The sequence below is a fragment of the Devosia yakushimensis genome (assembly GCF_030159855.1).
GTDB lineage: Bacteria > Pseudomonadota > Alphaproteobacteria > Rhizobiales > Devosiaceae > Devosia > Devosia yakushimensis.
In genome coordinates, this window is sequence record NZ_BSNG01000001.1 from 1614208 (window position 1) to 1639364 (window position 25157).

At 62.2% G+C, this 25157-nt stretch carries 20 protein-coding genes; 6 read left to right on the plus strand and 14 right to left on the minus strand.

The features are described from left to right. Nucleotides 1–49: 49 nt before the first annotated feature. Nucleotides 50–1546 (plus strand): DEAD/DEAH box helicase, encoded by a 1497-nt coding sequence (locus QQL79_RS07940; RefSeq protein ID WP_284389619.1) that lies wholly within the window; start codon nucleotides 50–52, stop codon nucleotides 1544–1546. Nucleotides 1547–1695: 149 nt separating this feature from the next. After that, a complete protein-coding gene (locus tag QQL79_RS07945) occupies nucleotides 1696–2760 on the plus strand; it encodes a GGDEF domain-containing protein (protein ID WP_284389621.1) in 1065 nt (354 codons plus the stop codon). Nucleotides 2761–2762: 2 nt separating this feature from the next. On the opposite strand, the gene aroA is transcribed toward QQL79_RS07945, so the two are convergent. From aroA to QQL79_RS07990, 9 genes are all read right to left on the minus strand, one after another. Beyond that, nucleotides 2763–4046, minus strand: a complete 1284-nt coding sequence (gene aroA / locus QQL79_RS07950; RefSeq protein ID WP_284389623.1) for a 3-phosphoshikimate 1-carboxyvinyltransferase — start codon at nucleotides 4044–4046, stop codon at nucleotides 2763–2765. A 68-nt stretch (nucleotides 4047–4114) separates the two neighbouring features. Continuing rightward, a complete protein-coding gene (locus tag QQL79_RS07955) occupies nucleotides 4115–4495 on the minus strand; it encodes a HesB/IscA family protein (protein WP_284389625.1) in 381 nt (126 codons plus the stop codon). Nucleotides 4496–4509: 14 nt separating this feature from the next. Further along, on the minus strand, nucleotides 4510–4929 hold the full coding sequence (locus QQL79_RS07960) for a VOC family protein (RefSeq protein ID WP_284389627.1): 420 nt from the start codon (nucleotides 4927–4929) through the stop codon (nucleotides 4510–4512). 1 nt (nucleotide 4930) lies between these two features. Next, a complete protein-coding gene (locus QQL79_RS07965) occupies nucleotides 4931–5326 on the minus strand; it encodes an SUF system Fe-S cluster assembly protein (RefSeq protein ID WP_284389628.1) in 396 nt (131 codons plus the stop codon). An 11-nt stretch (nucleotides 5327–5337) separates the two neighbouring features. Beyond that, nucleotides 5338–6558: a cysteine desulfurase gene (locus QQL79_RS07970; protein WP_284389630.1), complete on the minus strand. Its 1221-nt coding sequence runs from the start codon at nucleotides 6556–6558 to the stop codon at nucleotides 5338–5340. A gap of 166 nt (nucleotides 6559–6724) precedes the next feature. Beyond that, complete coding sequence (sufD, locus tag QQL79_RS07975; RefSeq protein WP_284389632.1) at nucleotides 6725–7933, minus strand: Fe-S cluster assembly protein SufD; 1209 nt, start codon at nucleotides 7931–7933, stop codon at nucleotides 6725–6727. Nucleotides 7934–7935: 2 nt separating this feature from the next. Then, a complete protein-coding gene (gene sufC, locus QQL79_RS07980) occupies nucleotides 7936–8685 on the minus strand; it encodes a Fe-S cluster assembly ATPase SufC (RefSeq protein WP_284392841.1) in 750 nt (249 codons plus the stop codon). Nucleotides 8686–8766: 81 nt separating this feature from the next. Beyond that, nucleotides 8767–10296, minus strand: a complete 1530-nt coding sequence (sufB, locus tag QQL79_RS07985) for a Fe-S cluster assembly protein SufB (protein WP_370461192.1) — start codon at nucleotides 10294–10296, stop codon at nucleotides 8767–8769. A 68-nt stretch (nucleotides 10297–10364) separates the two neighbouring features. Continuing rightward, nucleotides 10365–11531 carry a cysteine desulfurase family protein gene (locus QQL79_RS07990; protein WP_284389635.1) on the minus strand — a complete coding sequence of 389 codons (1167 nt, stop codon included), beginning with the start codon at nucleotides 11529–11531 and terminating at the stop codon, nucleotides 10365–10367. A 269-nt stretch (nucleotides 11532–11800) separates the two neighbouring features. Here QQL79_RS07990 and QQL79_RS07995 point away from each other — a divergent pair, with 269 nt between their 5' ends. After that, a complete protein-coding gene (locus QQL79_RS07995; RefSeq protein ID WP_284389637.1) occupies nucleotides 11801–12463 on the plus strand; it encodes an alpha/beta hydrolase in 663 nt (220 codons plus the stop codon). A 126-nt stretch (nucleotides 12464–12589) separates the two neighbouring features. Further along, entirely contained in the window at nucleotides 12590–13840 is a 1251-nt protein-coding gene (gene tyrS / locus QQL79_RS08000) for a tyrosine--tRNA ligase (RefSeq protein ID WP_284389639.1), read from the plus strand. An 83-nt stretch (nucleotides 13841–13923) separates the two neighbouring features. Here tyrS and QQL79_RS08005 read toward each other — a convergent pair whose 3' ends face one another. Further along, nucleotides 13924–17337, minus strand: coding sequence for an AsmA-like C-terminal domain-containing protein (locus QQL79_RS08005; protein ID WP_284389642.1), 3414 nt, complete (start codon nucleotides 17335–17337; stop codon nucleotides 13924–13926). A 212-nt stretch (nucleotides 17338–17549) separates the two neighbouring features. Here QQL79_RS08005 and QQL79_RS08010 point away from each other — a divergent pair, with 212 nt between their 5' ends. Both QQL79_RS08010 and QQL79_RS08015 read left to right on the plus strand, forming a co-directional pair. Further along, on the plus strand, nucleotides 17550–18029 hold the full coding sequence (locus QQL79_RS08010; RefSeq protein ID WP_284389643.1) for a peroxiredoxin: 480 nt from the start codon (nucleotides 17550–17552) through the stop codon (nucleotides 18027–18029). 76 nt (nucleotides 18030–18105) lie between these two features. Beyond that, complete coding sequence (locus QQL79_RS08015) at nucleotides 18106–19251, plus strand: M23 family metallopeptidase (protein ID WP_284389645.1); 1146 nt, start codon at nucleotides 18106–18108, stop codon at nucleotides 19249–19251. 20 nt (nucleotides 19252–19271) lie between these two features. On the opposite strand, the gene prfB is transcribed toward QQL79_RS08015, so the two are convergent. The 4 genes from prfB to QQL79_RS08035 all read right to left on the minus strand — a co-directional run bounded on the left by prfB (nucleotide 19272) and on the right by QQL79_RS08035 (nucleotide 24894). Further along, nucleotides 19272–20397, minus strand: a protein-coding gene (gene prfB / locus QQL79_RS08020; RefSeq protein ID WP_284389646.1) for a peptide chain release factor 2 whose coding sequence is annotated in 2 segments (ribosomal slippage) — nucleotides 19272–20327 and nucleotides 20329–20397 — 1125 coding nt in all. Because the reading frame shifts where the segments join, the coding sequence is not laid out codon by codon here. Between the two features lie 69 nt (nucleotides 20398–20466). Beyond that, nucleotides 20467–20964: a peptide deformylase gene (locus QQL79_RS08025; protein WP_284389648.1), complete on the minus strand. Its 498-nt coding sequence runs from the start codon at nucleotides 20962–20964 to the stop codon at nucleotides 20467–20469. 29 nt (nucleotides 20965–20993) lie between these two features. Further along, the gene (locus tag QQL79_RS08030; protein ID WP_284389650.1) at nucleotides 20994–23471 is read right to left on the minus strand and encodes a penicillin-binding protein 1A; all 2478 of its coding nucleotides are present in this window, start codon (nucleotides 23469–23471) and stop codon (nucleotides 20994–20996) included. A gap of 187 nt (nucleotides 23472–23658) precedes the next feature. After that, entirely contained in the window at nucleotides 23659–24894 is a 1236-nt protein-coding gene (locus QQL79_RS08035) for an N-acetylmuramoyl-L-alanine amidase (RefSeq protein WP_284389652.1), read from the minus strand. Between the last annotated feature and the right edge of the window lie 263 nt (nucleotides 24895–25157).

The following is a 25157-nucleotide window of genomic DNA, read 5'->3' on the forward strand; positions in this document are numbered from 1 at the left end:
TTCGAGCGGATCCTGCATCGGGCAACAGCTTTGAGTGGAACGACTGAATTTGACCGACGAATTTTCCGGGCTGGGCCTTTCGAGCAAAGTTACCGAGGCGGTGGTGGCTGCGGGTTACACCAAGCCTACCGAAATCCAGGCGCAGGCCATTCCTCATGTCCTGCAGAAGAAGGACATTATCGGCATTGCCCAGACTGGCACGGGCAAGACCGCGTCGTTCGTGCTGCCGATGCTGACGCTGCTGGAAAGCGGCCGCGCTCGTGCACGCATGCCGCGCACTCTTATTCTGGAGCCGACGCGGGAACTTGCCGCGCAGGTGGCCGAGAATTTCGAGAAATATGGCAAGAACCATAAGCTGAGCATGGCGCTGTTGATCGGCGGCGTGTCGTTCGATGACCAGATCAAGAAGCTGGATCGCGGCGTCGATGTGCTGATCGCCACGCCCGGCCGCATGCTCGACCTGTTCGGCCGTGGCCGTATCCTGCTGACCGGCGTCGACATCCTGGTGATCGACGAAGCCGACCGTATGCTGGACATGGGCTTTATCGACGACATCAAGAAGATTTGCAGTCTCTTGCCGGCGCGCCGGCAGACGCTGCTGTTCTCGGCCACCATGCCGCCGGAAGTGCAGAAGCTGGTCAACCAGTTCCTGCGCGACCCGATCCGGCTGGAAGTGGCGCGGCAGAATTCGACGGCCGACACGATCGATCAGAAACTGGTCAAGGTGTCGTCCAAGCCCGAGGACAAGCGCGAAGCGCTGCGGGCGCGGATCGACGCGGCCGAGGGGCTGACCAATGCCATTATCTTCTGCAATCGCAAGCGCGATGTGGCGACCCTCGCCCGTTCGCTGGAGCGGCATGGCTATAGCGTGGGTGCGCTGCATGGCGACATGGACCAGAAGAGCCGCACCGAAACGCTCGATGCCTTCCGGGCCAATAAGCTGACCCTGATGGTGGCCAGCGACGTGGCTGCGCGTGGTCTCGACATTCCCGCGGTGAGCCATGTGTTCAATTTCGACGTGCCCGTGCATGCCGAAGACTATGTGCACCGCATTGGCCGCACCGGCCGTGCTGGCCGGTCTGGTGTCGCCTATACGCTGGTGGGACCGGCCGATGGCAAGCACCTGGATGCCATCGTCAAGCTGATCCAGAAGCCGATCGAATGGCTTGAGGTTGCTGGCGGGGCGGCGCCTGCTGCGGCCGAAGAGGCGCCGGAGGACAGCAAGCCGAAGCGCCCTGCCCGCTCGCGCCGCGGTGGCCCACGCCCGGCGGCCGAGAAAGCCGCGGCGAACCCGGATGTGGAAAGCGCCGAGCCCGCGCCCAAATCTCCCGGGAGAGGAGCGCGGCCGGCTGCCGAGCAGACGGAAGCAGTCGAGGCCCAGCCGGCAAAACCGCAGCGCAGCGAGGAGGCCAAGCCGCCGCGCGGGCGCGGCCGCCGTCCGGCCGAATCCCGAGCGGATGAATCGGGCATCGACCCCAGCTCGCCTTTCGGCAATGATGGCCCCATACCGGCCTTTCTGCTGCGGTCCACGCGGACCCCGTCCTGATCGGGTTAAGCGGTTGACTAGACAGATGGCCAAGAAAAAATTGGCCTAGCGGTTGTACTTAGAGGAAGAGGGACTGTATCTATCTGCATAGATTCGGTTTTCTTGGGGACGCGAGAGCCGAATGCGGGTAACGGAGCGCGAGGGAAGCGGTGTCCGGACAAGAATTCAAACGGGCGCTTGGCTATGCCAACGCGGCTTTCGAGCTGCTCAAGCGGAGTGGAATTCCGCCCTATCCGCAGTTCTATGAGCTGCTTTACACCTATGCCACGGGTGTCAATCCGTCGTTGAACAACCGGATCAACGCGATTTTCCGCGAGGGATCGTCGCCTTCGGTCGATCTGGCCGAAGCGCTCTACAATGAATTTCTGAAGTCGGACGTCAATGACCGCATCAGCGATGTCTCGGAGCGCATGCATGCGCGCATCGAGGCGGTGCATGACGCCATCGACAGCGCGATGACCACGGCCAATGCCTATTCCGGCTCACTGCAGGCCGCCAGCGGCGATCTGCAACAGGACATCACTGTCGAGACGCTGAAATCGCTGGCCAACCGGCTGCTGCTGGAAACCCGCGTCATGCAGGAGACCAACCAGGCGCTGGAGCAGAAGCTGGAGGCCTCACGCGACGACATCGCGGCCCTGCAGCGCGACCTCGACGATGTGCGGCGCGAGTCCATGCTGGACCCGCTGACCAAGATCGCCAATCGCAAAAGCTTTGACGAGGGGCTGGAGGCTGCGGTTGCCGAGGCAAATATCGGTGATCAACCGCTTTGCCTGATGATCGCCGATATCGATCACTTCAAGACGTTCAACGATACCTATGGTCACCAAACCGGCGACCAGGTGTTGCGGCTGGTCGCCATGACCATAAGGTCCAATATCAAGGGCAAGGACCTGGCGGCTCGCTATGGCGGCGAGGAGTTTGTCGCCATCCTGCCCTCTACCGACCTCGATGGCGCGGTCATTGTCGCCGAAAACGTGCGCAAGGCGATCCAGGCCAAGGAATTGCTCAAGCGTTCGACCAATGAAAAGCTCGGCCGGATCACGGCGTCGTTCGGCGTCGCGGCGTTTCGTTCGGGCGACACCCCATCATCGCTGCTGGAACGCGCCGATCGCTGCCTTTATGCGGCCAAGCATGCCGGCCGCAACAGGGTGGTCAGCGAGACGGAGCTGGCCGAAATGCAGGCGGCCGGCAGCGGTATATCGGCCGCCTGACTTCAGGCTGTGGGGACGAGCTTGACGCCCAGGCCGGCCAGCATATCCCAATATTGCGGGTAGGTTTTGCCGGTGCAGGCGGGGTCGAGAATGGTGATCCCGGTCAGCTTTAGTCCAGCCAGAGCAAAGCTCATGGCGATGCGGTGATCGTGATAGGTCTCGATGCGGGTGAGCGCGTTTCGCCCGGCCAGCTTTTTGGCCAGGTTGGGGTCGGAAGCGACCAGCAGATCATCGCCCTCTTCGGTTCCCAGGCCAGGCAAGATCCGGTTCAGTTCATTGGCAACTGCGCGAATACGGTCGGTTTCCTTGACCCGCAGATTGGCGATGCCGACAAAACGCACCGGATGGTTGTTGAAGGCGGCGAGAACCGCGATGGTCGGCACGGCATCCTGCATCTGCGAGCCATCGATGGCGGCCGGCATGTTCGGGAATTGTGCGATAATGGCCTGTGCGGCAGCATCGGGCTGGGTGAAAGCGTCGGCGGCGACGCCGAGATCGATCTTGCCGCCGGTCAACGCCGCGGCGCCCCAGAGATAGGTTGCGGCGGAGGCATCGGGCTCGACCAGCAGATCGGCGGCCTGGTAGCCCGTGGGCTGGACGAGCCAGGAACCGGCATCGATCTGCTCGACATCGGCGCCGAAGCTGCGCATGGCGGCGAGGGTCAAATCAACATAGCCGCGCGCGCCGATGTCATTGCCGCTGAGGGCCACGGTAATCGGACCATCGCCTAGCGGGGCCGCCATCAGCAGCGCCGATACATATTGGCTGGAAAGCCCGCCATCGATCTCGACCCGGCCCTCCCCGAAGCTGCCCTTGCCGCGGATGGTAACCGGTGGGCAACCGGTGGGGCTGGAAGCCTCGATGCCAAGCGACTGCAATGCGGTGACCAGCGGACCGATGGGGCGCAGGCGCATCTCCTCGTCGCCATCGACGATGACTTCACCGTCGACGGTTGCGACCGCAGCGGTCAGGAAGCGCGTGGCCGTGCCGGCATTGCCCAGAAAGAGCGGGCTATCGGGCTGTTGCAGGCGGCCGGTGCTGGTTACCACAAAGCTGGTGGCGTCGGGTTCCTCGACCGTAACGCCCATCTGGCGCAGGGCGGCGGCCATCAGCACGGTATCCTTGCTCTTGAGCGCGCCGGACAGGCGGCTCGTGCCATTGGCCAGGGCGGCCAGCAGCAGAGCGCGATTGGTGATGGATTTGGAACCCGGAGGCGAAACCCGGCCGACCAGCGGATGATTGGGCGGGATGACGGTGAGAGCCGGAGGCAGGCCGGTCATGGACATACTCTAAAGGCTGGAGCCAGATTGCTCCTGCCTGTTAGGGCAAATATCGGGCAGGCGCAACGGGACGTTCAGGCAATAGCACGAGCGTCGGCAATGGCCTTGAGATCGGCGGCCTTGAGCGTCACGCTCTCACCGCAGCCACAGGCACCGGTCTGGTTGGGATTGGTGAAGGTGAAGCCAGCGCTCATCTTGGATTGCTCGAAATCCATGACCGTACCGAGCAGGAACATGGTGGCCTTGGGGTCGACATAGACGTCGACGCCCTTGTCACTGACATGGTCGTCGCCCTTAACCGGCTCGCTGACATAGTCCATGGTATAGGCCACGCCGGCGCAGCCGGAATTCTTGATGCCAACGCGCAGGCCGATGACCGGCTTGTCGGAATCCTCGATGATTTCGGTGATGCGCTCGGCGGCAGCATCGGTCAGCGACATGATCTTGAAGGCCATGGAGCCATATCCTTCTAGTAATTCGGCCAGACGCCCCGGGTGATCAATTCGACCACCAGGCGGTCCGGATCGCGGAAATAGATGCTGCGGCCGCCCTGCGGCCAGCCAACTTCGCTTTCCAACTCTATATGTAGACCTTCAAGGTAGATTTTCCAATCCTCGAAGCTCTCGGCAGCTATGCCGAAGGCGAAATGCTGTTCTCCGGCGCCGTCATGGGGTGGGATGAAACCACCACCGACGGGAATTGGTTTCAGCGTGGCGCCGCGGCGGAAGAGAATCAGGACCTGCCCCTCCCCGACCCTGAGCGGCTGGATGCGTTCGTCGCCGCCCATTGGCTCGAAGCCGAAAATCCTGACGTAAAAGTCGCGGCTGCGCACCACGTCGGAGACGTAGAGGCAGGTTTCGACCAGGCCCTGCAGCGGCGGACGGTTCACCTCACCACCAGTTGAGGGCCACCTGGGCTTCTTCGCTCATGCGCGAGGCGTCCCAGGGGGGATCGAACACCATGTTGACCTCGACATCCTGGATGCCTTCGACGCCGCGGGCGGCGTTCTCGACCCAACCGGGCATTTCGCCGGCCACCGGGCAGCCAGGCGCGGTCAGCGTCATGTCGATGACCAGCTTGCGGTCATCATCGAGATCGACCTTGTAGATCAGGCCCAACTCATAGATGTCGACCGGGATTTCCGGGTCATAGACGGTCTTGAGCGCGCCGATCAGGTCGGTGGTGATGCGTTCAACCTCCGCCTCCGGCAAGCCGCCGGAAACATTGGGGGTGATGCGGGGCTCGGGAATAACAGGCGCCGGAGCGATTTCTGGTTCGTCAGTCATAGCGATACCAATCAGGCAAAGAATTTCTGGGCGCGTTCGATGCCGTCCACCAGCGCGTCCACGTCGTCCTTGCCGTTATATAGGGCGAAGGAGGCGCGACAGGTAGAGGTGACACCGAAACGTTTGAGCAATGGCATGGCGCAATGCGTGCCGGCGCGCACGGCAATGCCGTAGCGGTCGAGAATGGTGGCCATGTCGTGGGCGTGGGCGCCCTTGACCTCGAATGAGAAAATGCCGCCCTTGCCCGGCGCCGTGCCGATGAGGCGCAGCGAATTGATGCGGCTCAGCCGTTCATGAGCATAGGCGGCCACATCGGCTTCATGGGCGGCAATGGCCTCGCGGCCCAGATCGTCCATGTATTTGATGGCCGCGCCCAGCCCGATGGCCTGGACGATGGGCGGGGTGCCGGCTTCGAAGCGATGCGGCGGTTCGTTGTAGGTTACCGTTTCCATGGTCACGACATCGATCATTTCGCCGCCGCCCTGATAGGGCTGCATCTCGGCGAGCAGGTCATGCTTGCCATAGAGCACGCCGATTCCGGTCGGGCCATAGAGCTTGTGGCCGGTCATGACGTAGAAATCGGCGTCGAGATCGCGGACGTCGACCTTGGTGTGAACCGCGCCCTGGCTGCCGTCGATCAGCACGGGAATGCCGCGCGCATGGGCGATGGCAATCACGTCCTTGATCGGGGTGACGGTGCCTAGCACATTGCTCATATGGGTAACCGCAACGATACGGGTGCGGTCGGTCAGGGCGGCCTCGAAGGCGTCGATATCGAAGCTGCCGTCGTCGCGCACATCGACCCATTTGATCACCGCGCCCTTGCGTTCGCGATGGAAATGCCAGGGCACGATATTGGAGTGGTGCTCCATGATCGTGGTGACGATTTCGTCGCCTGCCCCGATGCGCGGACCGGCGAAGGAGGAAGCGACCAGGTTGATCGCCTCGGTGGCCGAGCGGGTAAAGATGATTTCTTCGGGCCGCGATGCGTTGAGGAAATGTTGCACCGCATGGCGGCCGCCCTCATAGGCCTCGGTCGCGCGATTGGCCAGCGTGTGGAGGCCGCGATGGACATTGGCGTATTCGTGGCGGAAGGCATAATCCATCCGGTCCAGCACCTGCACCGGCTTCTGGGCCGATGCGCCGCTATCGAGATAGACCAGCCGATTGCCGTGGATCTGTTCCGACAGGATCGGAAAATCGGCGCGGACTTTTTCGAGATCGAAGGTCATGCACGTCCCCAATTTCTCAGTCGTCACCCTCCCCCTTTGCGGGGAGGGTCAGGGAGGGGTGCGTGAGCCCATATATTTGGGCTCTCGCACCCCTCCCAACCTCCCCCGTCGAGGGGGAGGTGCCGCTCAGTGGTTGTGGCACAATGGTGCCTAAAGCAGCCTTGGGCTACTTGCCCAGCAGCCAGCCGTCGACGACTTCGTGCAGGGCTTCGGCCAGCGCTTCGTCTTCGACGGAGTCGATGAGTTCCTCGATAAAGCCGCGGACCAGCATGGTTTCGGCTTCGGCCTTGGGAATGCCGCGGCTGACGAGGTAGAAGAGGCTATCCTCGTCGAGCTTGCCGCAGGTCGAACCATGGCCGCAGACGACGTCGTCGGCATAGATTTCGAGTTCCGGCTTGCTGAGGATTTCGGCCTCGTCGGAGAGCATAAGCCCCTGGCTCATCAGCTTGGCGTCGGTCTTCTGGGCATCGCGGGCAACGACCAGCCGGCCCTGGACGATGGCCTTGCCATGGCCGCGGGCGATAGACTTGAACAGCGGCTGGCTGGTGGTGTGCGGCACGGCATGGCTGGCATCCATGGTGATGTCGCTGTGCTGGCCATCCGACACCAGATTGAGGCCGGTAATGTCGCCATGGGCGCCGGCGCCCTCATAGCGCGGGAAGAGCTGGGTGCGGCTGAGGCCCGCGCCGGCATGGATCACCAGGGTCCGGAGCTTGGCGCCCTCGCCCACGTGATATTCATTGGTGGCGAAATGCGAGGTCGCGCGGCCCGAAAGATCGACCGTGATGTGGGTGACCACGGCATCCTTGCCGAGCGCCAGATAGGTGGCGTGATTGTTGACGTGCGCGGCGTCCGAGCCCGAGAAAGTCTCGAGAATGGTCGCCGAAGCGCCGTCGGCCACGAAAATCTTGACCGAGTCGGCGACGTGGGCGGCTTCACCCTCGCTGCGATGGTCGATCTGGATCACCGGGTCGACGCTGTTTTCCAGTGTCAGCGTCAGGCTGTTCTTGGCGAGCGCGGTGTTGAGATGCACCAATACGTCGTCACGCGTGGAGAGGGCAGAACCCTGTGCCGTGCCGACAATGATGCCGGCCGGAGCCGTGCTGCCGGTCTGCACCACGCCATTGGCGATCATCAGCTGGTAAGCGCCAGGAACGCGCAGCGCAGGGGCGCTGGCCTGGTTGGCGGCCTGGGCCAGGGGCGGCACGGCCTTCAGCAGCATCTTGAGGTCGGTATAGTGATAACTCTCGACGCGACGGGTCGGCAGGCCGGCGACGCTGATGCGTTCGGCATCCGCCTCGGCGCCGACGCTCTTGAGCTGCGCGATCAGGGTTTCTTCGGCTGCATTGAGCCGGACTGGCATGGTTTGACGCATGATCAGGCCGCCGTCGCGTCGAAGTCGGCATAGCCCTTGGCTTCGAGCTGCAGGGCGAGGTCCTTGTCGCCGCTTTCCACGATCCGGCCATCAGAAAACACATGCACCACGTCGGGCACGATGTGATTCAGCAGGCGCTGATAGTGGGTGATGACCAGCATGGAGCGCTTGGCATCGCGCAGGGCGTTGACGCCCTTGGAGACCACCTGGAGCGCATCGATATCGAGGCCGGAATCGGTTTCGTCGAGCACGCAAAGCGCGGGCTTGAGCAATGCCATCTGCAGGATTTCGGCGCGCTTCTTCTCGCCACCCGAGAAGCCGACATTGAGCGGGCGCTTGAGCATATCGGCATCGATATTGAGCTGGGAACCGGCTTCCTTGACCGCGCGCATGAAATCGGGCGTCGACAGCTCGCCCTCGCCGCGCGCCTTGCGCTGGGCATTGAGAGCGGCCTTAAGGAAGGTCATGGTGGCGACGCCGGGGATTTCGATGGGGTATTGGAAGGCCAGGAAGATGCCCGCGACGGCGCGCTCGGAGGGCTCCATCTCAAGGACGTTTTCGCCATTGAGCAGGATTTCGCCCTCGGTGACCTCATAGTCCTCCTTGCCGGCCAGCACATAGCTCAGCGTCGACTTGCCCGAGCCGTTGCGGCCCATGATGGCATGGACCTGGCCGGCGGGAATGGTGAGGTTCACGCCCTTGAGGATTTCGCGCTCCTCGATGCGGGCATGCAGGTTGCGGATTTCAAGAATTGGGGTGGTCATAGTCGTCTCCGAAAGTAAGGGGCCGACGTCGCCGGACGGGCGCCAATCGGCAATGAACTGGTTACAGGTTTAGCCAACGCTGCCTTCGAGGCTGATCGAGATCAGCTTCTGGGTTTCGACCATGAATTCCATGGGCAGATGCTGCAGCACGTCGCGCACGAAGCCGTTGACGATCAGCGCCACAGCTTCTTCCTCATTGAGGCCGCGCTGCTGGCAATAGAACATCTGGTCATCGGAAATCTTGGACGTGGTGGCTTCGTGCTCGAACACGGCCGTACCGTTGCGGCTTTCGATATAGGGCACGGTGTGGGCGCCGCACTTGTCGCCGATCAGCAGGCTGTCGCACTGGGTAAAGTTGCGGGCATTCTTGGCCTTGGCATGCGCCGAGACCTGGCCGCGATAAGTATTGTCCGAGAAACCGGCGGCAATGCCCTTGGCGATGATACGGCTGGACGTGTTCTTGCCCAGATGCAGCATCTTGGTGCCGCTGTCGACCTGCTGGTGACCGTTCGAGATGGCGATGGAATAGAATTCGCCGCGCGAACCGTCGCCGCGCAGGATGCAGCTCGGATATTTCCAGGTGATGGCCGAACCGGTTTCCACCTGGGTCCAGGAGATCTTGGAATTGTTGCCGCGGCAATCGCCACGCTTGGTGACGAAGTTATAGATGCCGCCCTTGCCATCCTTGTCGCCGGGATACCAGTTCTGGACCGTCGAGTACTTGATCTCGGCATTTTCGAGCGCGACCAGCTCGACGACGGCAGCATGGAGCTGGTTTTCGTCGCGCGAAGGAGCCGTGCAGCCCTCGAGATAGCTCACATAGCTATCGTCATCGGCGATGATCAGCGTGCGCTCGAACTGGCCGGTCTTCTTCTCGTTGATGCGGAAATAGGTCGACAGCTCCATGGGACAACGCACGCCCTTGGGGATGTAGACGAAGGACCCATCGGTGAAGACGGCTGAATTCAGCGTCGCATAGTAGTTGTCCGAAACGGGAACCACCGAAGCCAGGTACTTCTGCACCAGCTCGGGATATTCACGGATGGCTTCGGAAATCGAGCAGAAGATGATGCCGTGCTTGGCCAATTCGGTGCGGAAGGTGGTGACCACCGAAACGGAGTCGAACACCGCATCCACCGCCACATTGCCGCTGAACGGGGTGCCGGTCGGCTCGCCAGCGCCTTCAACGCCAGCCAGGATAGCCTGTTCCTTGAGCGGAATGCCCAGCTTCTCATAGGTGCGGAGCAGCTCGGGATCGACCTCGTCCAGGCTCTTGGGGCCCTTGAAGGACTTGGGGGCCGCATAATAGCTGATCGCCTGGAAGTCGATCTTGGGATAGTGGACCTTGGCCCAGGTCGGCTCGACCATGGTCTCCCAACGGCGGAAAGCCTCAAGCCGCCAATTGAGCATCCATTCGGGCTCTTCCTTCTTGGCCGAGATCAGGCGAACGACATCCTCGTTGAGGCCGACAGGCGCGACATCGGATTCGATATCGGTCTCGAAGCCGTATTTGTACTTGTCGACGTCGAGCGCCAGCACCGACTCCACCGTTTCGCGGTCGATGTTTTCCTTGAGCGTCGGGATATCGTAATCAGCCATGTGGCTTCTCCTATGTGCCCCTCGGCGAGTTAAGGTCGCCGCGAGCCTCTCAGTAAAATCTCTGCGGCCTAGGCCGCCTGTCCCTGCCGGGCGCGGTGGCGCGACAGGATGGATTGGTAACCGGCGAGGAACGCATCAACGTCCTCCGCGGTCGAGGACCAGCCGAGGCTGACCCGCAAGGCGCATTCGGCCAGTTCGGGCGCAACGCCCATGGCGGCCAATACGTGGCTCGGCCCGACCTTGCCGGACGAACAGGCCGAACCCGAGGACACCGATAGCCCCGCCAGGTCCAGGCCCATCATGGCCGTGGTATTCTTGATGCCGGGCACGGCGAAATTGGTCACGTTGCCAAGCCGCTGGCCGCCGAAAATCACCACATCATCGGCCATGGCCCGCAGCCCCGTCTCGAGCCGGTCGATCAGATCAGCCACGTCAGCGGCCTCATAACGCCCCGCGAAAGCCGCGGCAGCAGCGCCGAAGGCCGCAATCAGGCCAGCTGGCTCGGTGCCGCCGCGTCGCCCCTGCTCCTGGCCACCGCCCGGGATGAGGCGGACGGTATCGGCATGAGCTTTTACCAGAAGCGCTCCGACGCCGGCAGGCGCGCCGATCTTGTGACCGCTGATAGCCATCATATCGGGTGCCGAAGCGGCAAATTCGAGGGGCAGCTTGCCGAAGGCCTGGACCGCATCGATGAAAAGCGTGTGACGGGTGGGGCCGACCAGGGCGTTGATGCGGCCGATCGGCTGCACGACTCCCGTTTCATTGTTGACCCAGTGAAAGGCCACGAGGAAGGTGCGGCCATTGGCGTCGGCATCGGCCAGAAGCGCAGCCAGTTGATCGAGATCAATGCTGCCATCGGCCAGAAGGCCAATGGTGCGGACCGGAAGACCGGTTGCTTCGGCGGCCTTGGAGACTGCCGCATGTTCGCCCGCGCTGATGACAACAGCATCGCTGCCAAACACGCGAGCCCCGCCGATGATGGCCTGGGTAATCGCTTCGGTGGCCGAGCCGGTGAACACAACCTGCTTGTGCTCGGCGCCAGCCAGGGCAGCCACCTGCGCGCGGGCATTATCGACCGCATGCCGCAGGGCCCGGCCATGGCCATGCACCGATGAGGGATTGCCCGTAAGATCGAGCGCGGCAAGCAGCGCCGCCCGCGCTTCCGGCAGAAGCGGCGCGGAAGCATTATGATCGAGATAGATCGCCGCTCGCGTCATCGAATTTCCGTGGCGCATGCGCGCCGCTCATGGCTTCCATGCCCGGCCCGGGGCGCCGATGTGCCGCCGAATCCAAACACTTCTTGAAATTTGCCGCCCAACTTCATTACAAGGGGCGCTCTCACAGGCCGCTTTGCGGCCAAAAACCAAGTTTCGAATAATTCTAAACTGGATTTTTCGACCCATGTTTTAGGCAGCAAGGCGCGCTTAGTCAAGCCGCAGAGCCGTCAAACCGAAGGTTGAAAAGACCCACGCCAACAGAGCCGAATGGCCGGAAGAACAAGACCATGCCAGAAGTGATTTTCAACGGGCCCGAGGGCCGTCTGGAAGGCCGCTACCAGCCGGGCAAGGAGCCCAATGCTCCCATTGCCATCGTGTTGCACCCCCACCCCCAGTTCGGTGGGACGATGAATAACCAGATCGTCTACAATCTCTTCTATATGTTTGCCGAGCGCGGTTTTGCCGTGCTGCGCTTCAATTCGCGCGGTGTCGGCCGCAGCCAGGGCATGTTCGATCATGGCATTGGCGAGCTCTCCGATGCTGCCGCGGCGCTGGATTGGCTGCAGATCATCAATCGCGAAAGCCGCGGTTGCTGGATTGCCGGCTTTTCCTTCGGCGCCTGGATCGGCATGCAGCTTTTGATGCGCCGTCCGGAAGTCGAAGGCTTCATTTCGGTGGCCCCGCCGGAAAACCTCTATGACTTCTCGTTCCTGGCCCCCTGCCCTTCTTCGGGCCTGATCATCCATGGCGACAAGGATCGGGTGGCCCCGCCCACCTCGGTTCAGAAGCTGGTGGACAAGCTCAAAACGCAGAAGGGCATCACCATCGAGCAGCAGATCGTGGATGGCGCCAACCACTTCTTCGAGGGCAAGATCGACGAACTGACCACCCGCTGTGCCGACTATCTCGACCGTCGCCGGCAGGAGATCGCCGCCGGCGGCGGGCGCTAGTTTCGAGCGCACACACCGCGATCAAGTTCCACCCGCCGTCCTTATCACGGCGTCATCCCCGCGCAGGGCGGGGATGACGCCGGGCAAGGGAATGGCGCAGCACCTATCCAGACCGGATCGCACCAGATGACCAAGTTCAAATCCGATTTCCTGCGCGTGCTCGACGAGCGCGGCTTCATTCACCAGATTTCCGATCCCGAGGGGCTCGACGCGCTCGCGCTCAAGGGCCCGATATCAGGCTATGTCGGCTATGACGCGACGGCGACCTCGATCCATATCGGCAATCTGATCACCGTCACCATGCTCTACTGGCTGCAGGAAACCGGCCACAAGGCGATCAGCCTGATGGGCGGCGGTACCTCGATGGTGGGCGATCCCTCGTTCCGCGACGATCAGCGCAAGCTGCTGACGGTCGAGCAGATCGAGACCAATATTGCCAGCATCAAGAAGGTCTACGGCAATATCCTGAACTACGAGGGCTCCAATCCGGCCATCATGGTCAACAATGCCGATTGGCTGCTCAAGCTCAACTATGTCGAATTCCTGCGCGATGTGGGCCGCCACTTTTCGGTCAATCGCATGCTGAGCTTCGACTCAGTCAAGCTGCGGCTCGATCGCGAGCAGTCGCTGAGCTTTCTCGAATTCAACTACATGATCATGCAGGGTTATGATTTCACCGAGCTGAACCGGCGCTATGGCACCGTGTTGCAGATGGGCGGGTCGGACCAGTGGGGCAACATCATCAATGGTGTCGACCTCAATCACCGCATGGGCGGCGAGCAGCTCTATGCGCTGACCACCCCGCTTTTGACCAAGGCATCGGGCGAGAAGATGGGCAAGTCGGCCTCCGGCGCCGTCTGGCTCAATGGCGACCTCTTCAGCCCCTATGATTTCTGGCAATATTTCCGCAATACGGAAGACGCCGATGTCGGCAAATTCCTCAAGATCTTCACCCGCCTGCCGCTGAGCGAAATCGCCAAGCTCGAGGCCTTGGGCGGCAATGAAATCAACGAGGCCAAGAAGGTGCTGGCGACCGAGGTCACCGCGATCGTCCACGGGCGGGCGGCGGCCGAGCAGGCGGCATCGACCGCCGCGGCAACGTTCGAGACCGGCGGCATCGATCTATCATTGCCGACGGCGACGGTATCGCAGGCCGATCTGGCCGATGGTATCGGTATTCTCGCCGCCCTGGTGACCGCTGGCCTTGCCGGCTCCAATGGCGAAGCGCGCCGGCATGTCCAGTCGGGCGCCGTGCGGGTCAATGATGCCGTGATCGAAGACGACAAGCTCAGCATTGGCGGCAATGCCCTGCTGCCTGAGGGTGTCATCAAGCTTTCCGTGGGCAAGAAGCGCCATGCGCTGATCAAGCCGGTATAAACGAGCCCAGAGCGGACCTCCCCGACAAGCTCGGGATGTGAGGTCTACCGGAAAACTGAAAGGCGCCGTTCGCGGCGCCTTTTCTATTCCACGCGAGGCTGTTCGTTGGCGCGGAACTCGAAGAGTTCACGCAGTGCTCCGGGCGCCAGGGCCGACAGGGGATTGATACGGAATACCGGGCTGGATAGCGCGCCGGTGACGGAGAACGTCACCCCCAGCAGCCCTTCGCCCTCCCGGCCGCCCAGGAGCGGGCCGATAATCGGAATCTTCTGAAAAGCGCTGTTGAGGCCGAACAGGGGCACATAGGTTCCCGTCAGATCATATTGACGCTGCTGGGTATAGATGAAGCCGCGCAGGGTGCCGCCAACCGTGCTGCCGCTCAGCACGGCGTTCGTCACTTCGACGCGGTCGGAGCGGCGAACGAAATCCACCTTGGCATTGTCGAAATCGAGCCGGTTCTGCCGCGCGATCGCGGCGCGGGAGTCCGAGTGATTGCCGAGCACCTGGGCCACATTGGCTTCGTCGACAATGGCAAAGCGGCGCATCAATAGCTGTCCGACATCAAGCTTCTGCTGATTGAAAGTATTGAGGACCAGGCTGCCCTCCCCGCCCGCCAGCTGTGAATAAACGCCCAAAAGGCGCAATATCGTGCCGGCGTCGTTGAAGGCCACCGACATGGTGCGGCCGTCCGGCGTCGGATTGGTCGTGACAGACACAGCGTTGCCGTCGCTGAACTGAGCCGACATGCCGACGCGGCGCAGGTCACTGCCGCGCAGCAGCAGATCAAGATTCATGTTAAAGGCCGTGGTCGCATAATAGCCGAGGGCGCGATCCAGCCGCGCGTCGAGCGCGATCGTTTGATTGAAGGTGGATTGCACGCCGCCGGTGCCCTCGCCCAACCCGAAGAACTGCTTGAGCATCGGCCGCAGATCGAGCTGAGCCCCCCGTATCTGTACGGAATATCCGCCATCGCGCGGCGCCAGTGCCAGTTGCGCATTATCGCCTGCACTAAGCGCGAATTGCTCGAAATTGGCCGATTGGAGGCCCTCGGTGGCGTGGTATTTGACGCCCCCCTGCAGATGCACCGAGCCGAATGACAGATCGATGCCGCCCAGTTCGGTGACCTCGCCGTTCTGCTTGACGTTGGCGTGCAGGGTCCCCGGTGTCCCCGCCGCCTTGCTGATGCCGATATCCTTGATGGTGAGCCGGGCATCCTGCAGATCGGCTGCGACCTGGATCGAGTCATCGGGCATGGGCTGGCCGACGATGCGCACCGAGCCGCCCAGGAATTGCGAAGCATCGAAGCCCAGCTTGGCCAGATCCTCGGCGGTTACGATTGTCGAGAGGCGGAAGGCGGGCTGGCTCTCCAGCGTCCCCAATATCTCAACGTCAACCTTCATGCCGTTGACCTCGGCCGTGCCGCCAACCTGGTAACCGGCCTGGGACGCACTGAAAGCCAATTGGCCGTTGCCGATCTGATGCCCCTTGATGGGCTGCGCGCTGGCAAAGCCGGCTACAGTGCCATTGAGCACGTAGTCGATATTCAATGGCCGGCCGCTGTCCTCGTCGGGCAATTTGACCGTTACGACCAGCCCGGCATCGACAGTGCCGCTCAGCGCATCGAGATCGAGCGGCAGCGGCGTATTCTCGATGGCCTGGGGCTGTTGTTCCCGGGTGAGGGCCAACAGCGCCGGAATGGAGCCATCAAGGTCGCCGGAGACCTCGATTATGCGTTCCGACAACACGGAATTGTCCATGACCAGGGCCGGATTGGTCACCTTGAGGGCGCCGGAAGCCGTGGCGATCTGGCCGCCGCCGGCCGATATGGTGACATTGCTGTCGTCGATCTGCAGCCGGGTTTCCCCTTCCAGGGCGATCGGAGCCATCTCGGCGGTGGGCGTGACCGTGACCCCCTCCCCAACCATATCGATTTGCAGCGCGTCCTTGGGGATCGGCTTGTCTTCCCCCTCCAGCGACATGGTGCCGACGGGGAAGTTGAAACGCATGCGGGCGTTCTTGACCGTACCGCCGGTGACATTGGCGACGAACCAGTCGCGGCTCTCCGTATTCATTATATAGGGCCAGAGCCGTTTCACATCGTCGGCGCTGACGCCCTGCCCGGCCAGTGTCAAATCGACACCCAGCCCCTTTTGCAGCATGTCGAGCCGGCCGGTCGTTTCGATCGTCGCGGCGCCTTTGCGGGCGATGAGGCGATCTATGCCCAATGCCCCGTAGAGCGGCGCCGACCAGCCGGAAAATTCCATGCTGTCGAATGGTTCGGCCGGCGCTTCCATATCGCCGGGCTGGATACGGACATCGGTGGCCTTGAGGGCTATGCCGGTGGTTGGACCGAATTTGGAATCCAGGCCAAGAGCGAAGACGCCCGAGACGCGCGCCGAGCTCTGCCCGATCTGCAAAGCGCTTTCTTCGAGGGTGAACTGCCCCTTTTCCGGCGCCCAGTTGATATTCATGATGGAGCTGGCAATAGGAAAGTAAGAATCGGCAATGCGCAGGTCGAGACCGGTTGCGTCGATCTTGAAATTGCCGTCGATCAGCTTGCCTTCCGGCGCAAACTGCACATCAAAAGACAGCGCCCCGGCGCCACGGATGGCCGCCAGGCTGGATGGGTCGTCGATAAAGGGCAGCACGGCGGCAAAGTCGATATTGGTGACATCTGCCTCGAGCCGTGCCCCGCCGGCGTCATCCAGCGTTCGGGACAAGCTGCCCGACATGGTGCGCCCGCCCAGCGTGGCGGAAAACCGGCCATGGGTATTGCGGCGGTCGGGCGTGGGGCCGATTTCGAGATTGATGTTTTCGAAACGCCGGAAAAGGCCATAGACGCTATCGCTCATATCCACGGTGCCGTCGCGGATTACGAGCTTGGAGAACCGTCCTTGCGCCGCGTGCTCGACAATGTCGGCAATGCCCTTCTCGCTGGCTTCCAGATTGTAGATCAGCCAATCATTGTCCGAGCGCATCTGCACCGGTTGCGCGGCGCCGCGCAGATCGATGCCCTGCTGGGAAATATCGACGGCAGGGAAAGCATCTTCCCCCTCGTTGACCCGCACGATGGGGGGGCCGCCATCGGGGTCATCCACCAGATCAAAGCTGGTTACACGCGGCCCGAACAGGTCCTGCACCACCTGCACGTGGGGACGAACCAGCGTAACGGTGGCGCCAGGCTGGCCGAAGACCGCCCGGGCCGGCGAGAAGCCGACCTCAAAGGCCTCGATCGATACCTTCGCCCCCGTCTTGGCGTCGGTGAGCATGACGGGCGAAAGTTGAATGACGGGCCAGACGCCATTTTCGAGGGCCAGCGCCATCTGCCCCAGTTGCAGATCGGCTGTCGGCGGGAAGGCCGATTGCGCCAGGGCGCGCACGGCATCGCCGCCGAAGGGCAGCCGGATCGGCGTGATCAGCAGGACCATGTAGAGCAACAGCGACAGGACGGCAGGAATGCCCAGCACCCAGACGCAGACTTTGGCTGCATGGCGCACGGGATGCCGCCCGCCCGCGGCAGGCGATAAAGTTGGCGTGTCTGCGGGTAAAGGTGACGCGCTCACTTGCTTCCAGATCGAAACTCGGCCGGTATCTGCTGGCACCCCTGAGAATCAACCGCAGAATGCGGTCTAGTGCCTGATGATACCGGCTGTAATATGGCGCTGACACCTACAATAGCACCCAGCCGGAAAGGCCAGGAGTTCCCACGATGACCGAACTGCAAGAGGGCGACCTCGCACCAACTTTTACTTTGCCAGTGGATGATGGTTCGACCTTCGATCTGGCGCGCCATGCCGGCAGGCCTGTTGTCCTCTATTTTTATCCTGAAGACGACTCGGGCGGGTGCGTCAATGAGAACCAAGAATTTTCGGCGCTGTCCCCTGAATTTACCAAGCGCGGCGCGGTTTTAGTGGGCATATCGCCAGACGATCTGGCCAGTCATGTCAAGTTTCGCGCCAAGTATGACCTGGCCGTACCCTTGGCGGCGGACCCCGAGCACAAGGCCATCGAGGCTTTCGGGCTGTGGAAGCTGAAAAAACTCTATGGACGCGAGTTTATGGGGCTGATCCGCACCTCGTTCATCATCGGCGCCGACGGTCGCATCGCCCGGATCATCCGTGCGACGCGGATCGTAGGGCATGCGCAAAAAATGCTGGAAGCGCTGGACGCCCATCTCGCCGCAAAGTAGCGCGGCTTTTGCCTTTATTAACCATGCCTCGCCATAATTTGCTCACCATGTTGTTGGTGTCGCGAGGTGTGTTGCGTTGCGTTATTCAGCCAGTTTTGGCGGTCCCGCCACTCCCGCTCCGGCGCCGCGCCAGGGTGTCCGCCCTGCCCTTTTCTACGGCATGTTCGCCACCCTGCTCTGTGCCAATGCGCTGACGGCTACCGCCTTTGTGTTTTCGAGTGACATCGCCAAACTGTGGAACCGGCAGGACGACCAGGTTGTCGCAGCCTATGAGGACCGCATCGCGCAATTGCGCGTCGAGGTCGACCGCCTGCATTCGCGCAGTTACGCGCAGGCGGGTGATATCAATCTTCAGTTGCAGGAATTGTCGCAGCAGCAGGAAGTGCTGCTCGAGCAGCATCAGCTGGTGAAGGTTCTGGTCGATAAGGCCGGGCAATTGGGAATCGATAGCGCAGCGCTACCCACAGCGACCGGTGCCCCGGACATCGCGCCCCTGGCGATGAACAGCGGCAATGCCGAAATCGATGCGACAGCCACGGCGATCTCGCAGATGATGGGCGAAACCCAGTTCGCCATGACCTCGATTGCCGAAACGGCAACGCAGCGGACGCGCAATATCGTGACCGAGCTGACGGGGTTGGGCATTCGCGTGGACTTGCCCAGCGAGGACGCAGACGGGGTTGGCGGCCCGCTTCTGGCGGCGGTGGATGGCGCCGACGCTTCTTCGCCAATGATCGACGATGCAAACGCGGTGATGGCCGCGCTGGTGCGCTACAAGGCAGCCCGCGACACCATCGATACCGCACCGGTCCACATGCCGATTTCAGGCAGTTTCCGGCAGAGTTCGGGCTTCGGCAATCGCACCGATCCCTTTACTGGCCGGCGGGCGTTTCATTCGGGTCTCGACTTTGCCGCGACCAGCGGCACCATCGTCTTGAGTGCGGGCGCCGGCGTCGTCAGCTTTGTCGGGCAGCAGTCAGGCTATGGCAATGTGGTGGAGGTGACCCATGCCAATGGGCTCATTACCCGCTACGCCCATTTGTCGGGCTTTCTGAGCGAGGTCGGGCAGCGGGTGAACACCGGCAGCCCGATCGCCAAAGTGGGCTCTACCGGCCGCTCGACCGGCCCGCACCTGCATTTCGAAGTGCGCCGGGACGACATGGCCATCAATCCCAAGACCTTTATCGAGGCGGGCAAGCGGCTGACGGCCCTGCTCGGCTGATTGCCCGCAGGGCCGTCAGCTTATTCGGCTTCCGCTACGTCGGTGGCGACACCGACGCGCTGGGCCAGGGCTGCTTCCATGAACTCGTCGAGATCGCCATCCAGCACGACGGAGGGCTGGCCGCTTTCGACGCCGGTGCGCAGGTCCTTGACCATCTGGTAGGGCTGCAGCACGTAGGAGCGGATCTGGTGACCCCAGCCGATATCGGTCTTGCTGGCCGCCTGGGCATTGGCCGCCTCTTCGCGCTTCTGCAACTCGGCTTCGTAGAGACGCGATTTCAGCATGGCCATGGCGGTGGCGCGGTTCTTGTGCTGGCTGCGTTCCTGCTGACAGGCCACGATGATGCCGGACGGCATGTGCGTAATGCGGATGGCCGAGTCGGTCGTATTGACGTGCTGGCCACCGGCGCCCGAGGCCCTATAGGTGTCGATCTTGAGATCGGACTCGCGAATCTCGATCTCGATGGAATCATCGACCACGGGATAGACCCAGCAGCTCGAAAAGCTCGTATGCCGGCGGGCAGCCGAGTCATAGGGGCTGATGCGGACCAGCCGGTGCACGCCACTCTCGGTCTTGAGCCAGCCATAGGCATTGTGCCCCTTGACCAGGATGGTGGCGGACTTGATGCCGGCTTCTTCGCCGTCATGCATTTCGAGCACTTCGACCTTCATCTTCCGCCGTTCGGCCCAGCGCGTATACATGCGCAGCAGCATATTCGCCCAATCCTGGCTCTCGGTGCCACCGGCGCCGGAGTGGATTTCGACATAGCAGTCATTGGCGTCGACTTCGCCCGATAGCAGCGTTTCGATCTGCCGGCGGCGAGCCGTCTGCTTGAGCTCGATCAGCGAGTCTTCGGCGTCCTTGACGATACCGGCGTCGCCTTCGGCCTCACCCATTTCGATCAGCTCGGAATTGTCGCGAATTCCGGCTTCGAGCTCACGCACGGCCTTGACGGCAACGTCGAGCTCGTCGCGCTCGCGCATGGCAGTGCGGGCTTTTTCCGGATCATTCCAGAAATCGGGGGATTCAGTTTGCGCATTCAGCGCGTCGAGACGGACTTCTGCAGTATCCCAGTCAAAGATGCCTCCTCAGCAGGGTCAGAACCTGCTCGATTTCGGCGACGGTCTTTTCGATTTCCGTACGCATGGTTTGTTCCTTCAAAACTGGCGCCCCGTGTAACGGAGAGCGGGTTGAGGATCAACCTTGTGGCAGCAATTATGCCCGCCGGCTCTTCTCGAACTTGCGCAACGCAGCGTCGCGCTTGAGCCGCGAAACGCGCGCGAGGAAGAAAACGCCGTTCATCTGGTCAATTTCATGCAGGGCCACCCGCGCGACAAAGCCGTCGAGGTGGAGACGGTGGCTGACACCATCGGGGTCGTCATAGGCAATTTCGGCGTCGACTGGACGTGTAACCGCCAGCTCGATGCCCGGAAGGGACACGGAGCCTTCCACGCCGCTCGCCGTTTCTTCAGCAACGGCAACGACTTGCGGATTAAACAGAACGCGATAGTCGCGCTGCGCCGGATCGTCCGTCATGGAGATGACGACGAGAGGCTCGGTCTCGCCGAGATGGGCCGCCGCAAGACCATAGGCCAAGGCATCCTTTGCTGCCGCCAACAAGCGCTGGCCTGCTTGCAGCATAGCCCCATCGACCGGGCGGGGCTTGGCCGGCCGGTTCAGTGCGGCATGCGGATAGACAACGAAATCGGGCACGGCCTGCATCAGTTGAATGTCGATTGGTCCTAGAACAGGCCGCCACGTCCGGCATTAGGGTCAACATAGGCGTTATCGGCTGTCGGCTGGGCCATGTAGCCGCTGCCGTATTGCTGCTGCATCTGTTGCTGCCGCTGGACGGCATCGGCGGCATTGACGCCCAGCCCGATTACCGAGGTTGCCAGATTGGGTCCGGTGCCGGGCTTGAAGGATTCTTCAATACCCCCGCCTTCACCGCTATAGGCCTGCACACCGGAATTGGGATTGATCCATGCCGTCGTCATGCCTGGGGGCACATTGAACGGCGTCGCCGGCGTTCCGGCCAGGGCCTTTTGCATGAATTCGGTGAAGATCGGGGTTGCGAACGTGCCGCCGGTGACGGAACTGCCCATGGAACGCGGCTGGTCGTAACCGACATAGACGCCCACGGCGAGTTCCGGCGTGAAGCCGACAAACCAGGCGTCCTTATAATCATTGGTGGTGCCGGTTTTGCCAGCGACCGGGCGGTTGAGCACCTTGGCGGCGGTGCCGGTGCCCCGCTGCACCACGCCTTCCATCATCGAGGTGATCTGATAGGCGGTCATCGGGTCGAGCACCTGCTCGCGGTTATCGACGATGCGAGGTTCGCCCTGCCCCTGCCAGGCGTCGGCAACGCAGCCCTCGCAGATCCGCTGATCGTGGCGATAGACCGTAACGCCATAGCGATCCTGGATGCGGTCGATCAAGGTCGGCACGATCTTGCGGCCGCCATTGGCGATGGTGGCATAGGCCGCCGTCATCCGCATATCGGTGGTTTCGCCGGCACCGAGCGCCATGGCCAGCACAGGCTGCATGCTGTCATAGACGCCGAACAGCCGGGCATATTCGGCCACCAGCGGCATGCCGATATCCTTGGCAAGCCGCACCGTCATCACGTTGCGGCTGCGCTCGATGCCGCGCCGCAGGGTTTGCGGACCATAGAATTGCTGGGCATAGTTTTCCGGCCGCCAGATGGAGCCATCGGCATTGCGGATTTCGACGGGCGCGTCGAGCACCACCGAGGCCGGGGTATAGCCGTTGTCGAGCGCGGCAGCGTAAACGATCGGCTTGAAGGATGAGCCGGGCTGGCGCAGCGCCTGGGTCGCCCGGTTGAACTCGGATTCGGCGAAGGAGAAGCCCCCCACCATGGCCAGAACGCGACCGGTGCGCGGGTCCATGGCAACCAGGGCGCCCTCGATTTCGGGAACCTGTTCCAGGGTATAAATGCCCGTCTTGCCGCTGACCGGCGATACATAGACCACGTCGCCCACTTTGAGGATGTCCGACAGCGACCTGGAGACCCATTTGACTTCGGGGCCTGAAAGGGTTCCCTCAACGCGGTCCTGGCCAACGGCGCCATCGACGGCAGACGCGGGCCGAAGACCGATATGGGCCTCGTTGCCATTCATCTCCAGCACAACGGCCAATTGCCATTCGGGCACATCGCTGAGCGGCCTGATCTTGGAAACGTCGACGCCCCAATCCTCCCCGATCTCGATGCTGGCCACCGGCTCGCGGAAGCCCCGGGTATGATCATAGGCGATCAGCCCATCCATCAGCGAGCGGCGGGCATATTCCTGCAGCTTGGGGTCCAATGTGGTGCGCACCGAAAGGCCGCCGCCATAGAGCTGGTCTTCGCCATAAAGCTTGGCCAGTTCGCGGCGGACTTCCTCGGTAAAATATTCGGCGGCATAGAGCTGGCTGCCGCCGGCGCGGGGCACGACATTGAGCGGCTCTTCCTTGGCCAGGGCCGCCTCTTCGGCAGTCGCATAGCCATTTTCAACCATGCGATCGATCACCCAGTTGCGGCGCTCGATGGCGGCCTGCGGGCGGCGGAACGGGTGGTAATTATTGGGGCCCTTGGGAAGCGCCGCGATATAGGCGGCTTCGGCCAGATCGAGCTGGTAGAGCGCCTTGTCGAAATAGTTGAGCGCCGCGGCGGCAACGCCATAGGAGTTGAGCCCGAGGAAAATCTCGTTGAGATAGAGCTCCAGAATCCGGTCCTTGGAGAAGGTGGATTCAATGCGGACCGCCAGCAGGGCTTCCTGGATCTTACGATCCCAGGTCTGCTCGGTGGTCAGCAGGAAGTTCTTGGCCACTTGCTGGGTAATGGATGAACCGCCACCTTGAATCGCCGAGTTACCGTCCATCCGTGCCATGAGATTGTCACGGACAGCCCGGAACACACCGTCGACGGCGATGCCACCGTGGCTATAGAAGTCCTTGTCTTCGGCCGAGAGGAAAGCCTGGACAACCAGCGGCGGCACGGTTTCGATCGGCTGGAACAGGCGCCGTTCGCGCGCGAACTCGGCCAGCAGCGTACCGTCGGCAGCGTGAACGCGGGTCGTCACCGGAGGCTGGTAGTCCTTGAGAACGGTGTAGTCCGGCAGCGCGGCCGAAACCGTCGTCAGGTAGAAAGCGCCGCCAGCCACGCCGGCCAGCGCCAAGAACATTCCAAAGCCAAAAATCCAGCCGAGCAAACGCAGCATATAGTCGGTCTCTCCACGGCACACCGCCCGGTCGCCGGCACGCCCGCATAACGTGACCGACACCGCGTTGGTGCACCCTGTCAATATTAGGCGGAATCATAGCAGAGCGCGTTGAAAATGTAGACTGGAAGTCAACGCGTTGAGCCGGGCTCGTGCCGTTGGCCGCTGGCGTGACGGATTTGTCACATCACTCTCCGGGCTTGAGGCTGTCGAAATAGGTCGAGATGCCCCGCGCCAGGGCGTTGGCCGTGCGATCCTGCCAATCGCTCTGCATGAGGTTGGCAATATCGGTGGCGTTGGAAAGAAAGCCCAGCTCGATCAGCAGTGAAGGCACGTCAGGGGCCTGCAGCACAAAGAAATCGGCCTGGCGCACCGGGAAGCGGCGCAGCTCCACGCTGGGTTCGAGCTGATGCACGATAGCCTGGGCGGCCATGTAGGATTGCATGCGCATCTCGCGGCGCATCAGGTCCATCAGGATATCGACAACTTCAGGGGCCATTCGCGGCACGGCAAAGCCGGCGATCACGTCGGTCTTGTTCTCATTGTCGGCCAGCACCTTGTCGAGCACGTCGGTGGCGTTCTCGTCGCGCGTATAGACGCTGGCGCCGCGGATTTCCGGCTGTTGGAAGCTATCAGCATGCAGCGAGATAAAGAGGTCAGCCTTGTTGGCGCGGGCCAGGGCAACGCGCTCTTCCAGGCGCAGGAAAGTGTCATCTTCGCGGGTCAGCGCGACGTCAAAGCGCCCCGACTCGACCAGCAATTGCTGCAACTTGAGGGCGAAGGCGAGGACGATGTCCTTTTCCTTGATGCCGTTGGCCGCTTCGGCGCCACTATCGATGCCGCCATGGCCCGGATCAATCACAACCAGCGGACGGGTAGCGCTGGGCAGTTCCGAGCCGCCGGCCGGAGTGGACTGCGCCGGCGCCGCCGCGATATCGCTGGAAGCAGCCTTGTCCTTGGCGACATTGGCGGCAAAGTCCTCGGGCGTTGCAGGAATGATATCAACCACCAGCCGCGCGGGCTGATCCTCGAAGGGATCAAGCACATAGGCCTGTTGCACCTGGGCGGGCTGGGACAGCGTCAATATGGTGCGGACCCGGTCGGGCGCGGCCTGTTCGATCTGGTATCCCGAGACGATCCCCTCCCCGGCCGGCTCGCCCGTCGGGTCAGGGACAGAGAAGGTGGCGGCGCGCACATCGATGGCCAGCCGGTTGGGCCCATCGAGCGAAACCAGGGCAAATTCGGTCTTGGCGGCGAGGTCGACGATCAACCGTGCCCGCTCGGGCGTGTCCGATACGCGGACGTCCATCACATTGGGCAGCGCGGGCAGCGGGGTCGCGTCCTGTGCTCTTGCAGGCAAAAGTGCCGCGAAAGCCAGCAGGGCGATCACCAGCCATTGGATCGAGCGGAGGAATTTGAACAAGTGCGGAACGGCCCCTATGTCATGGCTGCCGCAGTGCCAGAAAGATCGGGCGATTCTGCGGCGCTGAGGCACTTATGCGATGATTTGCCGAGGCGGCCAATAAAGGGTGTTCGAAAAGTAGGCGGCATGCGCTTTTTGACTTTCCTGTTGCCAATCTGTTGCAACACCCCTACACGCTATAGATGAGGCGCAAGCTTCCTGCGGCACCAGTTCGCGTTGGCTAGAGGCTGACGACATTGGGACAGGAAGTGGGCCGGCACCGG